The sequence below is a fragment of the Micromonospora sp. NPDC049171 genome (assembly GCF_040648275.1).
Lineage (GTDB): Bacteria > Actinomycetota > Actinomycetes > Mycobacteriales > Micromonosporaceae > Micromonospora.
In genome coordinates this window covers 154,702-167,763 of the sequence record NZ_JBEZDJ010000021.1, presented here as the reverse complement: position 1 = coordinate 167,763, position 13,062 = coordinate 154,702, and the positions used below count along the sequence as shown (strand labels likewise).

At 71.9% G+C, this 13,062-nt stretch carries 11 protein-coding genes; 7 read left to right on the top strand and 4 right to left on the bottom strand.

What is annotated here, in order from left to right; translation table 11 throughout:
• Nucleotides 1-204 precede the first annotated feature (204 nt).
• Nucleotides 205-1,191 (bottom strand): BadF/BadG/BcrA/BcrD ATPase family protein, encoded by a 987-nt coding sequence (locus AB0B14_RS25390; protein ID WP_357524577.1) that lies wholly within the window; start codon nt 1,189-1,191, stop codon nt 205-207.
• Between the two features lie 207 nt (nt 1,192-1,398).
• Here AB0B14_RS25390 and AB0B14_RS25385 point away from each other — a divergent pair, with 207 nt between their 5' ends.
• Genes AB0B14_RS25385 through AB0B14_RS25365 form a run of 5 tightly spaced genes read left to right on the top strand, consistent with a single transcriptional unit; the run spans nt 1,399 to nt 6,412 of the window.
• Nucleotides 1,399-2,352 (top strand): MurR/RpiR family transcriptional regulator, encoded by a 954-nt coding sequence (locus AB0B14_RS25385; protein WP_357078080.1) that lies wholly within the window; start codon nt 1,399-1,401, stop codon nt 2,350-2,352.
• A complete protein-coding gene (locus tag AB0B14_RS25380) occupies nt 2,349-3,098 on the top strand; it encodes an SIS domain-containing protein (RefSeq protein ID WP_357078084.1) in 750 nt (249 codons plus the stop codon). The genes AB0B14_RS25385 and AB0B14_RS25380 overlap by 4 nt, the downstream gene beginning before the upstream one ends.
• A 26-nt stretch (nt 3,099-3,124) precedes the next feature.
• A complete protein-coding gene (gene ngcE / locus AB0B14_RS25375; protein WP_357524575.1) occupies nt 3,125-4,561 on the top strand; it encodes an N-acetylglucosamine/diacetylchitobiose ABC transporter substrate-binding protein in 1,437 nt (478 codons plus the stop codon).
• A gap of 16 nt (nt 4,562-4,577) precedes the next feature.
• On the top strand, nt 4,578-5,486 hold the full coding sequence (locus tag AB0B14_RS25370) for a sugar ABC transporter permease (RefSeq protein WP_357524573.1): 909 nt from the start codon (nt 4,578-4,580) through the stop codon (nt 5,484-5,486).
• Nucleotides 5,486-6,412, top strand: coding sequence for a carbohydrate ABC transporter permease (locus AB0B14_RS25365; RefSeq protein ID WP_357078094.1), 927 nt, complete (start codon nt 5,486-5,488; stop codon nt 6,410-6,412). Before AB0B14_RS25370 ends, AB0B14_RS25365 begins: the two co-directional genes overlap by 1 nt.
• 4 nt (nt 6,413-6,416) lie before the next feature.
• On the opposite strand, the gene AB0B14_RS25360 is transcribed toward AB0B14_RS25365, so the two are convergent.
• On the bottom strand, nt 6,417-8,114 hold the full coding sequence (locus AB0B14_RS25360; RefSeq protein ID WP_357078159.1) for an ABC transporter ATP-binding protein: 1,698 nt from the start codon (nt 8,112-8,114) through the stop codon (nt 6,417-6,419).
• Between the two features lie 50 nt (nt 8,115-8,164).
• Entirely contained in the window at nt 8,165-9,889 is a 1,725-nt protein-coding gene (locus AB0B14_RS25355) for an ABC transporter ATP-binding protein (protein WP_357524589.1), read from the bottom strand.
• A 120-nt stretch (nt 9,890-10,009) separates the two neighbouring features.
• Here AB0B14_RS25355 and AB0B14_RS25350 point away from each other — a divergent pair, with 120 nt between their 5' ends.
• Entirely contained in the window at nt 10,010-11,719 is a 1,710-nt protein-coding gene (locus AB0B14_RS25350) for a bifunctional 3'-5' exonuclease/DNA polymerase (RefSeq protein WP_357524587.1), read from the top strand.
• A gap of 30 nt (nt 11,720-11,749) precedes the next feature.
• Here the strand turns inward: AB0B14_RS25350 and AB0B14_RS25345 are convergent, their stop codons facing one another.
• Nucleotides 11,750-12,163 (bottom strand): helix-turn-helix domain-containing protein, encoded by a 414-nt coding sequence (locus tag AB0B14_RS25345; protein ID WP_357078100.1) that lies wholly within the window; start codon nt 12,161-12,163, stop codon nt 11,750-11,752.
• A gap of 79 nt (nt 12,164-12,242) precedes the next feature.
• On the opposite strand from AB0B14_RS25345, the gene AB0B14_RS25340 reads away from it, so the two are divergent.
• Nucleotides 12,243-13,055, top strand: coding sequence for an NAD(P)H-binding protein (locus tag AB0B14_RS25340; protein ID WP_357524571.1), 813 nt, complete (start codon nt 12,243-12,245; stop codon nt 13,053-13,055).
• Nucleotides 13,056-13,062 lie beyond the last annotated feature (7 nt).

Below are 13,062 nucleotides of genomic sequence, written 5' to 3'. Positions count from 1 at the left end.
CTTGGCGATCATGGAGTTGTGGTGCCGACTTTGGGGGTTTTACGGGCGTTCTGTTACCCACCACAACTCCATGATCGGCGAGGCAGTGCTGGTTGACGAACAGCCGTTCCACCTAACGCAACGGCGTTGAAATCCACGATCTAGCGTGATCATGTCCCGGCGTCCCGGGTTTGCCTTGCCGGGCTTGGTGGCGGGCGTCGGCGGTCAGGTGGTGGGGAACAGGCGGGCGTGCAGGGCCGCCGGGTCGGTGACCTCGGGTAGGTCGCGGGCGGCGAGCCAGGCCGCGGCGGCGGCACCGTCGCCGGCGGTGCGCAGGGGCGCGTCCGGCCAGTGGCGGGCGACCTCGGCCCGGACGGCGGTGGCCAGCGGGGTGTCCGCGGTGAGGAGTCCGCCGCCGAGCACGAGGGGTGTCGCCGCGTCGGCGGGGCGGATTCGGCCCACGCTCTCGGCGAGGTGGGTCGCGGCCTCGCCGATCAGGGCGACGGCGACGGGTTCGCCCTGGCCGGCGGCGGTGACGACGAGTGGTGCGAGTTGGGCCAGCTCGATGGGTGCTCGCCGGGTGACGGTCTGGATGACGGCGTCCACGGTGTCTCGGGGGCGGGTGGCGATCTCGGCGCTGCCCAGCAGGTTGGTGAGCACCGCCGTGGCCAGTGCCCCGGGCGGGCGTCCGATGTCCAGGTCGGCGAGTAGTCGGCGTACCGCCTCGCGACCGAGCCAGAAGCCTGAGCCGGTGTCGCCGAGGAGCCAGCCGTGGCCGTCGGCGATCCGGTCGAGTCGCAGGTCGTGGACCTGTGCGGTGATCGCGCCGGTGCCGGCGATGAGCACGGTGCCGTCCGGTGCGGCGCTGCCGGAGGCGTACGCGACCAGGGCGTCGCCGTGCACCGCGTACGGGCAGCGTAGGCCGGCGTCGTGCCAGGCCCGGTCGAAGGCGGCGCGGCCGGCGGGGTCGGCGAGCAGTCGGCCGGCTCCGGCCAGCCCGATGGTGCCGGCGACGACGCGTGCCGGGTCGAGGTCGGCGAGCGTCTCGCGGAGCGCGGTCAACAGTTCGGCGGCGGCCCGTTCGGCGCCGTGGCTCGTGGGGTTGCCACCGCCGGCGCGGCCGCTGCCGACACGGTCCCCGGTGAGGGTCAGGGCGGTCGCCCGGGTGGACGTGCCGCCCACATCGAGACCGATCACGAGGGTGTCGGGCATCGGCACGGGGCCTCCTTGGTTGGTGTGGCGATCGGGCCTGTTCATGCTGGTGGGCGGCGTGTTGGAGGGCAAGTTTCGGCGGCTGCGGCGGGTTGTGCGCCAGGTAACAGTTTGAAAACTTCGCCCACAGTCTTGACACGGAGGGCCGTTCAGTAAGAACTTTTACCACTAACAGTTAACAAGCTTTTCGGAAAGGTGAGCCGACACATGGTTGATCACGAGGTGGACACCGCCGCGGGGACCGCGGTGGTCGACGCCGACGCGATCGATCGACGGATCTCCGCCTCCGACGGGGTGCTGGCCCGGGTCCGCAACGGGCTCGGCGAGTTGACCGGCGCCCTGCGGCGGGTCGCCGAGCACGTGCTGAGCGACCCGGAGGCCGCTGCCCGATCCACAATCGTCGAGCTGGCCGAGCGCAGCGGCACCTCACCGGCGACCATCACCCGCTTCTGTCGGGCGATGGGCTTCGAGGGGTACGCCGACCTGCGGCTGGGCATCGCCTCCGAGACCGGTCGGGCCCGCTCCGCCGGGTGGACCGTCGACATCGGACGCGAAATCCAGCCGAGCGACCCGCTCGCCCGGGTGCTCGACCAGATCATGGCCGCCGACACCCGGGCCATGCACGACACCGCAACCCTGCTCGACCTCGGCGAGGTGGAGCGCGCGGCCGTGGCGATCGCCGGGGCCAGCCGGGTGAACATCTTCGGCGCCAGCGGCAGCGCGCTCGTCGGCGAGGAGATGCAGTTCAGCCTGCACCGCATCGGCGTGGCCGCGTGGGCGTGGAACGACGTGCACGAGGGGCTGGCCAGCGCCGCGTTGCTGCGCGCCGGGGACGTGGCGCTCGGCATCTCGCACACCGGGCAGACCCGGGAGACGATCGAGATGCTCGCCGAGGCGGGCAGCCGGGGCGCGACCACGCTCGCGCTCACCGGTTTCCCGCGCTCGCCGCTGGCCGAGCTGGCCGACATCGTGCTGCTCACGGCCAGTCAGGCGACCACCTTCCGGCCGGACGCGCTCTCCGCCCGACACCCCCAGTTGGTGGTGCTCGACCTGCTCTACATCGCCGTCGCCCAACGTACGCACGACCGCGCCCACGCGGCCTTCCGGCGCACCGCGCAGGCCGTCGACGGGCACAAGGCCGCGAAGGGGGTCCTGTCATGATCAGTGCCCAGGGGTACGCGGACGCCGTCCGCCCGGTGCTCGACCGACTGCTCGACTCGGAGGCCGACGGGATCACCCGCGCCGCCGACCTGATCGCCGACAGCCTGCGCGACGGCGGCGTGCTCCAGGCGTTCGGCGCCGGGCACTCCGAGGCGTTCGCCGCCGAGCTGGTGGCCCGGGCCGGCGGGCTGGTCCCCACCAACCGGCTCTCGGTACGGGACCTGGTGCTGCACGGTGACGCCCCGCGTGACGTGCTCGCCGACCCGAAGCTGGAACGCGACCCCTCCATCGCCCACCAGATCTACGCGCTCGCGGCGCCCCAGCCGCGCGACGTGTTCGTGGTGGCGTCCCAGTCCGGCATCAACGGCTCGGTGGTCGAGCTGGCGGCGCTGGTCACCGAGCGCGGTCATCCGTTGATCGCGGTCACCTCGGTCGAGCACACGGCACGGGTCGTTCCTCGGCACCCGTCCGGTCAGCGGCTCGCCGACCTCGCCGACGTCGTGCTGGACAACGGCGCGCCGTACGGCGATGCACTGCTGCCGCTCGAGGGCGGCGGCGCGGTCTGTGCGGTCTCCTCGGTCACCACGGCGCTGCTGGCGCAGTTGCTGACCGCGGAGGTCGTACGACGGTTCCACCAGGCCGGAGAGGTGCCCCCTATCTACCTCTCCGCCAACGTCCCCGGCGGGGACGAGCACAACATCGCCCTCGAGTCGCGGTACGCCGGGCGTCTCCGGCGTACCGCCTGACCCGAATTTCCCAAGGAGAGACGACGATGTCGATTACCCCCGAACACCCGGCCGCACTCGACCGTCGCACGGTGCTGCGTCGCGCCGCCGCCGTGGGCGTGCTCGCCACTCCGGCCATCGGCCTGCTCAGCGCCTGCGCGACGAGCAGCGGCGACAAGGAGACCGAGCAGGTCGCCGGTGGCACCAAGAGCGAGAAGAACCCGCTCGGCGTCAAGGAGGACGCCGCGATCGAGGTGATCATCTTCAACGGTGGTTACGGCGAGAAGTACGCCACCGACGTGCACGAGCCGCTCTACAAGACCGCGTTCCCCAAGGCGGAGGTCAAGCACCAGGCCACGCAGGCCGTCTCCACCGTGCTCCAGCCGCGGTTCGCGTCCGGCAACCCGCCGGAGTTCGTGAACAACTCGGGCGAGAAGCTGATGGACTTCGGTGCGCTCGTCGCCGACGGCCAGCTCCAGGACCTCACCGAGTTGTGGGACGCCCCGTCGGTCGACGACCCGGCCAAGAGGGTCCGCGACACCGTCGTGCCGGGCACCATCGAGGCGGGCTCGTTCAACGGCAAGCCGTACGTCCTGTACTACGTCTCCACCGTCTTCGGCATCTGGTACTCGGGCAAGCTGTTCAAGGACAACGGCTGGGCGCCGGCGAAGACCTGGGACGAGTTCATCGCCCTGCTCACCAAGATCAAGGCCAAGGGCATCACCCCGTACGGCTACGCCGGGGCGAACGCGGCCTACTACCAGTGGAACGTCATCCTCACCCAGGCTGCCAAGATCGGCGGCACCGATGTGCTGAAGAACATCGACAACCTGGAGGACGGCGCCTGGAAGCAGGACGCGATCAAGCAGGCCGCCACGGCGTGGGCCGAGGTCGGGGCGAAGTTCAGCGACAAGAGCTTCGAGGGCCTCAAGCACACCGACGTGCAGCTGCGCCAGAACCAGAACAAGGTCGCCCTGTACCCCAGCGGTGACTGGCTGGAGGGCGAGCAGAAGCAGGACACCCCGGCCGGCTTCGAGTACCAGCTCATGCCGGTGCCGAGCCTGACCGCGTCGGACAAGCTGCCGGCCACCGCGCTGCGGGCCACCGCGGGTGAGGGCTACTTCGTCTCGGCGAAGAGCAAGAACCCCAAGGGCGGCCTGGAGTACATGCGTCAGATGCTGTCCAAGGCGGGCGCGAAGGGCTTCACCGAGGTGGTCAAGGCCCCGACCGTGGTCACCGCCGGCTCGGAGGGCTTCGCCTTCCCGCCCGGTGTGGCCAGCTCGCAGGCCGCGCTCAAGGCCGCCGGCCAGGACGTGTTCAACCTGTACTTCGACGGCTGGTACAAGGAGCTCGACACGGAGGCGCGGTCCGCCACCAACGAGCTGATGTTCGGCCGGATCAACGCGGACGCCTTCGTGGAGCGGATCCAGAAGCGCGCCGACGCCATCAAGAAGGATTCCTCCGTCACCAAGTTCAAGCGCTGATCGGAGCGTAGGGGTCATGCGGCACGGCAAGTATCCATTCGTGATCGGGTTCCTCTTCCTCCCGGTCACGCTGTACGTGACCTTCGTGATCTGGCCGTACGCGCAGGCGTTCCAGATCTCGATGACCAACTGGCGGGGGCTGTCGACCCCGCAGTGGGTGGGCTTCGACAACTACCGGAGGTTGCTCGACGACGGCACCTTCTGGAAGGCGGTCCAGCACCACGGCGTACTGCTGCTTGCCCTGCCGCTGATCACCATCGCGATCGCGCTGTTCTTCGCCTTCCTGCTCAACGTGGGCGGCAAGAGCAGTGGCGGCCAACGTCAGGGGGTCTGGGGGGCGAAGTTCTACCGGGTGGTGTTCTTCTTCCCCCAGGTCCTGGCGGTGGCCATCATCGCGGTGCTGTTCCAGATGGTGTACCGGCCGAACGAGTCCGGCCTGATCAACGGCGTGTTGATGAAGTTCGGCCTGGACCCGGTGTTCTTCCTGGTCAAGCCGAGCCTGGCCCTCTGGTCGATCATCGCGGTGCTGGTCTGGCAGGCGGTCGGCTTCTACGTGGTGCTGTTCTCGGCCGGGATGGCCTCCATCCCGGGTGAGATCTACGAGGCCGCCGAGATGGACGGGGCGAGCAGGGTGACGCTGTTCTTCCGGGTCACCCTGCCGCTGCTCTGGGACACCCTCCAGGTGGCCTGGGTGTACCTCGGTATCGCGGCGTTCGACGCGTTCGCCATCGTGGCGGTGCTCTCGGTGGACGGTGGCGGCCCGGACGGCGCCACCACCGTCCTGGCGATGGAGATCTACCGCAACGCGTTCGTCTACTCGAAGTACGGTTACGCCTCGGCGATGGGCGTGGCGCTGTTCTTCCTCACCCTCACGTTCGCGGCGCTGACGCTGCGGCTCACCAAGCGGGAAAGCGTGGAGTACTGATGAACCCGCAGTCGACGCTGCCGCCGACACCGGCGGCGCTACCGCCGAAGACCGGCGACCCGAAGACCACCGGTGGGCGAGGAGGCCGCAGCCCCCGCTCGGAGGTGCGGCTCTTCGCGGGCCTGGGGCACATCGCGCTCGCCGTGTGGGCGGTGATCGTCATCGTGCCGATCCTGTGGACCTTCCTCGCCGCGTTCAAGAACACCAGCGAGATCTTCAGCAGTCCGTGGACGCTCCCGGCGGAGCTGCGCTGGGAGAACTTCGGCCGGGCCTGGACCAAGGCGAACGTCGGCCGGTACTTCCTCAACAGCGTCATCGTGGTTGGGGGTGGCACGTTCCTCACCATGCTGCTCGGCTCGATGGCCGCGTACGTGCTGGCCCGCTACCGGTTCTGGGGCAACCGGGCGGTCTACTACCTGTTCGTCTCCGGGCTGGCCTTCCCGGTCTTCCTGGCCCTGGTGCCGCTCTTCTTCGTGGTGAAACAGCTGCACCTGTTGGACAGCCACCTCGGGGTGGTGCTGGTCTACACCGCGTACTCGTTGCCGTTCACGGTGTTCTTCCTGGCCGCGTTCTTCAAGACGCTGCCGACGTCGGTCGCCGAGGCGGGCATGATCGACGGCTGTGGGCACACCCGGCTGTTCTTCCAGGTGATGATGCCGATGGCGAAGCCGGGCCTGATCAGCGTGGCGATCTTCAACATCATCGGTCAGTGGGCGCAGTACCAGCTGCCCCTGGTGCTGCTCTCCAACAAGGACAAGTGGGTGCTCACCCAGGGCATCGCGGAGATCTCGGTGAACGCCGGCTATGAGGCGGACTGGTCCGGATTGTTCGCCGCGCTGACCCTCGCCATCCTCCCGATGATCATCGTGTACGCGGTCTTCCAACGCCAGATCCAGGCCGGCCTCACCTCCGGCGCCGTCAAGTAGCAGATCACCTCGGGCGCTCGTCGGCCTGGCTGTGCCACGAGTGCCAGAGCGCGGCGTACGCCCCGTCGGCGGCCACCAGGTCGTCGTGGCTGCCGATCTCGGTGATCCGGCCGTCGGCCAGCACGGCGACCCGGTCGGCGTCGTGCGCGGTGTTGAGCCGGTGCGCGATCGCGATGACCGTCCGCCCGACCAGCACGGCGGCCAGCGCCCGTTCGGTACGACGGGCGGTGCTCGGGTCGAGCGCGGCGGTCGCCTCGTCGAGGATCAGCGTGTGCGGGTCGGCGAGCACCAGCCGGGCCAGCGCGAGCTGCTGTGCCTCGGCCGCGCCGAGCTGCCGGGCCCCGTCGCCGAGCTGGGTGTCCAGACCGTCGGGCAGCCCCACATACCAGTCGGCGCCCACGGTGACCAGCGCGGCGTGCATCTGCTCGTCCGACGCGTCCGGCGCGGCGAAGGAGAGGTTGTCGCGCACCGAGCCGATGAAGACGTGGTGCTCCTGCGTGACCAGGGCGATCCGCCGCCGACGTTCCGCGGGGTCGAGGTCGGTGACTGGGCAGCCACCGATGCTGACCACGCCGTGGCGTGGCGCGTCGATCCCGGCCAGCAACCGGGCCAGGGTGGACTTGCCGGCACCCGACGGACCGACGACGGCCAGCCGCTCACCCGGCTGCACCTCCAGGTCGATGCCGTGCAGCACGTCCGGCCCTCCGGAGTAGGAGAACCGCGCCCCGCGGACGACGACCCGCTCGCCCCGCGAGGTGGCCGCCCGACCGGGCGCCTCCGGCGGGACCATGCCGACGCCGAGCACCCGGGCGTACGACGCGAAGCCGCGCTGCGCCTGCTCGGTCCACTGCAACAGCCGGTCCATCGGGTCGATCGCCTGTTGCAGGTAGAGCGCGGCGGCGACCACCGCGCCGAGCGAGACCACCTCCCGGGAGAGCAGGTAACCGCCGACGAGCAGGACCACGGCGATCGGCAGCGGATAGCTGGCCTCGACGACCGAGAAGTACACCGTACGCAGCGCCAGGGTCACCCGTCGGGCCTGCCACAGCCGCGCGATCCGGCTGGTGCCGTGCCGGACCCGGTCGTCGGTCAGCCGCAGCGCCTCCACCGTGCGGGCGCCCTCGGCGGTGGTGGTGAGCGTCTCGGTCAACTCGGCGGCCGCCGCGCCCTCGGTGAGGTACGCGGGGCTGGCCCGCCGCAGATACCACCTGGTGGTCGCCACGATCGACGGGAGCCCGGCCAGCGCCGCCAGGCCGAGCAGCGGATGCAGCAGGAAGATCGCCCCGAACAGCAACGTCAACTGCACGGACGCGATGACGATGGTGGGCACCACGTTGCGCACGGTGGTCCCGACCGTCGCCACGTCGACCGAGCTGCGGGTGGCCAGGTCGCCGGAGCCGGCGCGCTCGACGACCGACACCGGCAGGCCGAGGGTGCGGGAGACGAACTCCTCGCGCAGCTCGGCGACGGCCCGCTCACCGAAGCGGTGGCCGGCGTACTGGGCGTAGCGGGAGAGCAGCGCGCTGACCAGGACACAGCCGGTGATGGCCAGCGCCAGCCGGTCCACGGTGGCCACACCCGTGCCGGCGGTGACCCGGTCGACGATGGTGCCCAGCAGCCACGGCGGGGCGAGGCCGGCGACCGCGGCGGCGCAGTGCAGCGCCAGCACGACGCCGACCGCCCGGCGATGCCGACCGATCATGTCGCGCAGGGCGCGACGTACGGTGCGGCGGTCGGCCACCGGCAGCCGGTTCACCGGTAGACCTCGGTGTCGGTGGGCTGGTCGAGGTCGGCACTGCCCCGGGCCACCAGGTGCCGGTAGGCGGCGTCGGCGTCGAGCAGGTCGGCGTGGCTGCCGGTGGCGGTGATCCGGCCGGCGCTCAGGAACGCGACCACGTCGGCGCGGCCGAGCAGCAGCGGCGACGTGGCGATCACCACGGTCGTCCGCCCGGCCCGCGCGGCACGCAGCCGTTCGGCGATCCGCGCCTCGGTGTGCGCGTCCACCGCCGAGGTCGGGTCGACGAGGATCAGCACCTCCGGCTCGGCGAGGAGAGCCCGGGCCAGGCGGACCCGTTGGCGTTGACCGCCGGAGAGCGTCCGGGCGCGCGCGTCCAGCGGGGTGTCCAGCCCGGCGGGCAGGGCGTCGACGATGTCGTCCGCCGAGGCGGTCCGCAGAGCCGCCCGGATCCGGTCGTCGTCGGCCCCGGGGCGCAGCACGTCGCGCAGTGTCCCGGCGAAGAGGTACGAGTCGTGGTCGGCGACCACGATCCGGGAACGGACCTCGTCCAGGGCGACAGCGGTCAACGGCACACCGCCCCAGGTGGTGTCGCTGACGACGTACCGGCCGAGCCGGTCGGCCAGCGCCACGGCCACCGCCGGGTCGTCGGCGGCCACCCCGGTCAGCCGGCCGGCGGGCACGGTCAGGCCGCTCTGGGGGTCGTGCAGGTCGGCGGGGCCGGCCGGTGCGGCCAGGGCACCCGGCCGGCGTGCGTCGGGCACCGCGCCCGACCACCGGCGACCCGGGCCACCGACCTCGTCCGGGGCCACGTTGAGCAGGTCGGCGATCCGCCGGGCCGCGACCCGCCCCCGGATCAGCTGGTGACTGCCCTCCAGCAGGAACCACACCGGCACGATCAGGGTCGCCACGTAGCCGTAGACGGCCACCAACTCGCCGATCGTGACGGCACCGGTCACCGCCATCCGAGCCGTCAGCCACACCACCGCCGCCAGGAACAACCCGGGGATGGCGACAGTCGCCGCGTCGATCCAGCTGTAGACCGCGCCGACCCGGTAGCCCTCCGCGCGTAGCTCCTGGGACCTGGCCGCGTACCGCCGGGCGAACAGGTCCCGGCCGCCCACCCCGGCGAGCACCCGCAGCCCCGCCACGATGTCGCCGGAGCGGGCGGTGAGCGCGCCCTGCTGCCGGCGGTAGACCGACTCGACCCGCTCCAGGCGGCGCAGCAGCGGCCCGACGACCAGGCCGACCGCCGGCACTCCCACCAGCACGCAGAGCGCCAGCAGCGGGGAGATCGACCAGAGCACCACGGCGATGATCGCGTACGCGACGACCGCGCCGACGCCCGGCCCGGTCAGCGTCAGCACCTGCGCGGTCCAGTCGATGTCGGAGCCGCCGATGGTGGACACCTCACCCGCGCCGACCCGGCGGGGCAGCACCGCGCCGATGCGGGACAGGTGGCGCAGCAGCACCTCCGCCGAGCGGGCCTTGGCGTCCTCCCGGATGAAGGTCATCGTGCGGTGCCGCATGATGCCGAGGTAGGACAGGGCCACCCCCGCGACGACGATCGCCGCGACCCAGAACACCAGGGCGCGCGTGTCTCCCGGGCGCAGCCCGTCGTCGACGGCGCGGTAGATCAGGTAGGGCCGGGCGGAGAGCCCGACCATCCAGGCCGTGCCGATCAGGCTGCCGCGCAGCACCCGCCAGGGTTGGCAGCGGACCAGCCACCACAGGTATCGCATCGGACCCCGGGTGTCGGGAGTGCCGGGATCGGAATGCGGGATCTCTGGGGGCACCCGACCACGCTACCGACCGTCCCCGACACCGCAGGGACCCGACGCCGGTGAGGTCCGCCTCCGGTTCTGTCGCACGGGAGAGGCAGAATCACGTTCGTGCTGGTGGCGGTGGTGTCCGACGAGCGAGGTGGGGGAGTGCTCTGCCCACTGGACTCGGCCGGCCGGCCGCTCGGTCCGACCGAGCCCGTCGTCGACCTGGTCGCCGCGGTCGCCGCCCGCGAGGCCGCCGAGCATCCGCGTTGGGTCTGGTCCGCCGCCACCTCCGTCTACCCGCCGCTGCTGCGTGCCGGCGTCCGGGTCGACAGGTGCCACGACGTGGAGTTGACCGAGGCGTTGCTGCTCGGGCAGGCGGGCCGCTGGGGCGAGCCCCGCGCGCTGGCCGCGGCCTGGGCCCGCCTGACCGGTGCGCCGGTGCCGCCCGACCCACCACCGCGCGCCGCCGCGCCTCCCGGGCACGGCCAGGGCGCGCTCTTCGACACGCTGCCCGGCCCGTCGGGGCCGGGCATCGACGCACTGATCCAGGTGTACGCCGACCAGCTCGCCCGCGTCGCCGCGACCGAGCACCCGGGCCGGTTCCGGTTGCTGGTGGCCGCCGAGTCGGCTGGCGCGCTGATCGCGGTGGAGATGGGTGCCGCCGGGTTGCCGTGGCGTGCCGACGTGCACGACGAGATCCTGCACGAGCTGCTCGGCGAGGCGTCCCCGGTCGGTGGCCCACCACGCCGACTCGCCGAGCTGGCCGCACGGATGGCCGACGCGTTCGGCGTACGCCGCCTGCACGCCGACTCCCCGGCGGAGCTGCTGAAGGCGTTCGCCCGGGTCGGGGTGGAGCTGCCCAACACCCGGGCCTGGGTGCTGCGCGGGGTCGACCATCCGGCGGTGCCGCTGCTGTTGGAATACAAGGAGCTCTACCGGATCTGGACGGCGCACGGCTGGTCCTGGCTTGAGCAGTGGGTGCGCGACGGGCGGTTCCGACCGGAGTACGTGCCCGCCGGGGTCGTCTCCGGCCGCTGGGCGACCCGGGGCGGTGGCGCGTTGCAGATCCCGAAGGTGATCCGCCGGGCGGTGGTGGCCGATCCGGGCTGGCGGTTGGTGGTCGCCGACGCCGGCCAGTTGGAGCCACGGGTGCTGGCGGCGGTCTCCGGCGACGCCCGGCTGGCGGCGGCGGGCGGGGCCGGCGACCTCTACGCCGCGCTGGCCCGCGACTCGTTCGGCGGCGACCGGGCCAAGGCCAAGGTGGCGCTGCTCGGCGCGATGTACGGGCAGACCGGCGGCGCGGCGGTGCCCGCGTTGGCGGTGCTGAAGCGTAGTTACCCGACGGCGTTCGCCTTCGTCGAGGCGGCGGCGCGCACCGGCGAGGCGGGTGGGCTGGTGCGGTCCTGGCTGGGGCGGACGTGCCCGCCCGGCTCGGTGGGGTTCGGCGATCCGGACGACGCGCCCTCCGACCCGGACGCGGCGGCCGATCCGCAGGGTCCCCGGGCGCGGGCCGCGCGGTCGAGGGGTCGTTTCACACGTAACTTCGTCATCCAGGCCACCGCTGCCGAGTGGGCCTCCACGTTGCTTGCCACGCTGCGCACGGAGTTGGCCGACACCGACGCGGAGTTGGTCTTCTTCCAGCACGACGAGGTGGTCGTGCACGCGCCGGCCGCGCAGGCGGATGCGGTCGCCGCGGCCGTCACCCGGTGCGGCGAGCGGGCCTCCACGCTGCTCTTCGGTGCCACGCCGGTCCGGTTTCCGCTCGACCTGTCCATCGTGGACTGCTACGCCGACGCGGCCTGACCTGGGTGGCCCGCCCGGCGGCCGATCGGGTCAGGAGACGGCTGACCCCGGGTTCGCCGCGTCCCACGCCTGGCGGGATTCGGCAATCGCGTCCTTGTGCGCCAGTGACCAGTCGGTCAACTGCCGAACCAGGTGGGTAAGGCTTCGGCCGCGGTCGGTCAGCTCGTAGGTCACCGTCGCCGGGACGGTCGGGAAGACCGTCCGCAGCACCAGGCCGTCCCGTTCCAGGCGGCGCAGGGTGAGGGTGAGCATCCGCTGCGAGATGCCGTGGATGGCGCGTTGCAGCTCGCGGAAACGCCTGGTGCCGACGGACAGCTCGACGATCGCCAGCACCGACCACTTGTCGCCGATGCGGTCGAGCACGTCGCGGATCCCGCAGTCCGGGTGCTCGGGCAGCCCGCAGGGTTCGAGGGCGGCGGTTACCGCGGTGTGGCCTACTGACACGGAAGTGCCTCCTTGTGCCCGGTCCGGTGGTTCCCAACGATGAGGTTAGTTCCTGATCAGTACCACTGGAAGGATCGCCATGCTGCTGGTCACCGGTGCCTCCGGGCACCTGGGTTCACTCATCCACGCCGGGCTGTTCGCCCGGGGAATGTCGCCGTTGGCTGGCTCCCGGAGTCCCGCCCCGTACGGCGACTCTGGTCGCGCCATGGACTTCGACGACCCGGCGGGCCCGGACCTGGCGGGGGTTCGCGTGCTGGTGCTGGTCTCCGCCGGCTACGGCGAGGACGACGTCGTCATCGCCCGCCACGGCCGGGTCATCGCGGCCGCCGAGCGGTACGGGGTGGAACATGTCGTCTACACGAGCCTGGCCGGCGGTGGTGACCACCTGGCGTTCGCGCTGGCGCACCGGTGGACCGAGCGCCGCCTTCAGGAGAGCGCCCTGGGGTGGACCATCTTGCGCAACGGGATCTACGCCGAGTTGTTCGGTCAGTTGGCGGCGCCGGTCGGCGGTGTGGTGGCGGCTCCGTTCGGGACGGGAGGGTTGGCTGCGGTGACCCGGCAGGATCTCGCCGACGCCGCCGTGCGGGTGGCCCACGACCCGACCGTGCACCGTGGCCGGGTGTACGAGCTGACCGGCCCGGTCGCGCTGACGGCGGCCGCACTTGCCGGGGCGCTGGAGGTGCCCTATCGCCCGGTGTCGCTGGGTGCGCAGCGGCGCGCCCTGGACGATCTGAACCTGCTGCCCTTCCAGCCAGCCATGCTGATGTCGATCTACTCGGCGACGGCGGCCGGTTTCCTCGCTGGCGGGCACGCGGACCTCGCCGGGTTGCTGGGTCGGCCGCCGCGGGACGCGATGCCGGTCGCGCTCGCCGCCGCACGTTTGTCGTCCTGATCGTCGA

Coding starts and splice junctions, on each gene's coding strand:
- AB0B14_RS25380 (WP_357078084.1), top strand. CDS start 2,349: ATGATCAGTGCCCAGGGGTACGCGGACGCCGTCCGCCCGGTGCTCGAC.
- AB0B14_RS25340 (WP_357524571.1), top strand. CDS start 12,243: ATGCTGCTGGTCACCGGTGCCTCCGGGCACCTGGGTTCACTCATCCAC.
- AB0B14_RS25385 (WP_357078080.1), top strand. CDS start 1,399: ATGGTTGATCACGAGGTGGACACCGCCGCGGGGACCGCGGTGGTCGAC.
- AB0B14_RS25355 (WP_357524589.1), bottom strand. CDS start 9,889: ATGCGATACCTGTGGTGGCTGGTCCGCTGCCAACCCTGGCGGGTGCTG.
- AB0B14_RS25390 (WP_357524577.1), bottom strand. CDS start 1,191: ATGCCCGACACCCTCGTGATCGGTCTCGATGTGGGCGGCACGTCCACC.
- ngcE (WP_357524575.1), top strand. CDS start 3,125: ATGTCGATTACCCCCGAACACCCGGCCGCACTCGACCGTCGCACGGTG.
- AB0B14_RS25365 (WP_357078094.1), top strand. CDS start 5,486: ATGAACCCGCAGTCGACGCTGCCGCCGACACCGGCGGCGCTACCGCCG.
- AB0B14_RS25370 (WP_357524573.1), top strand. CDS start 4,578: ATGCGGCACGGCAAGTATCCATTCGTGATCGGGTTCCTCTTCCTCCCG.
- AB0B14_RS25360 (WP_357078159.1), bottom strand. CDS start 8,114: ATGATCGGTCGGCATCGCCGGGCGGTCGGCGTCGTGCTGGCGCTGCAC.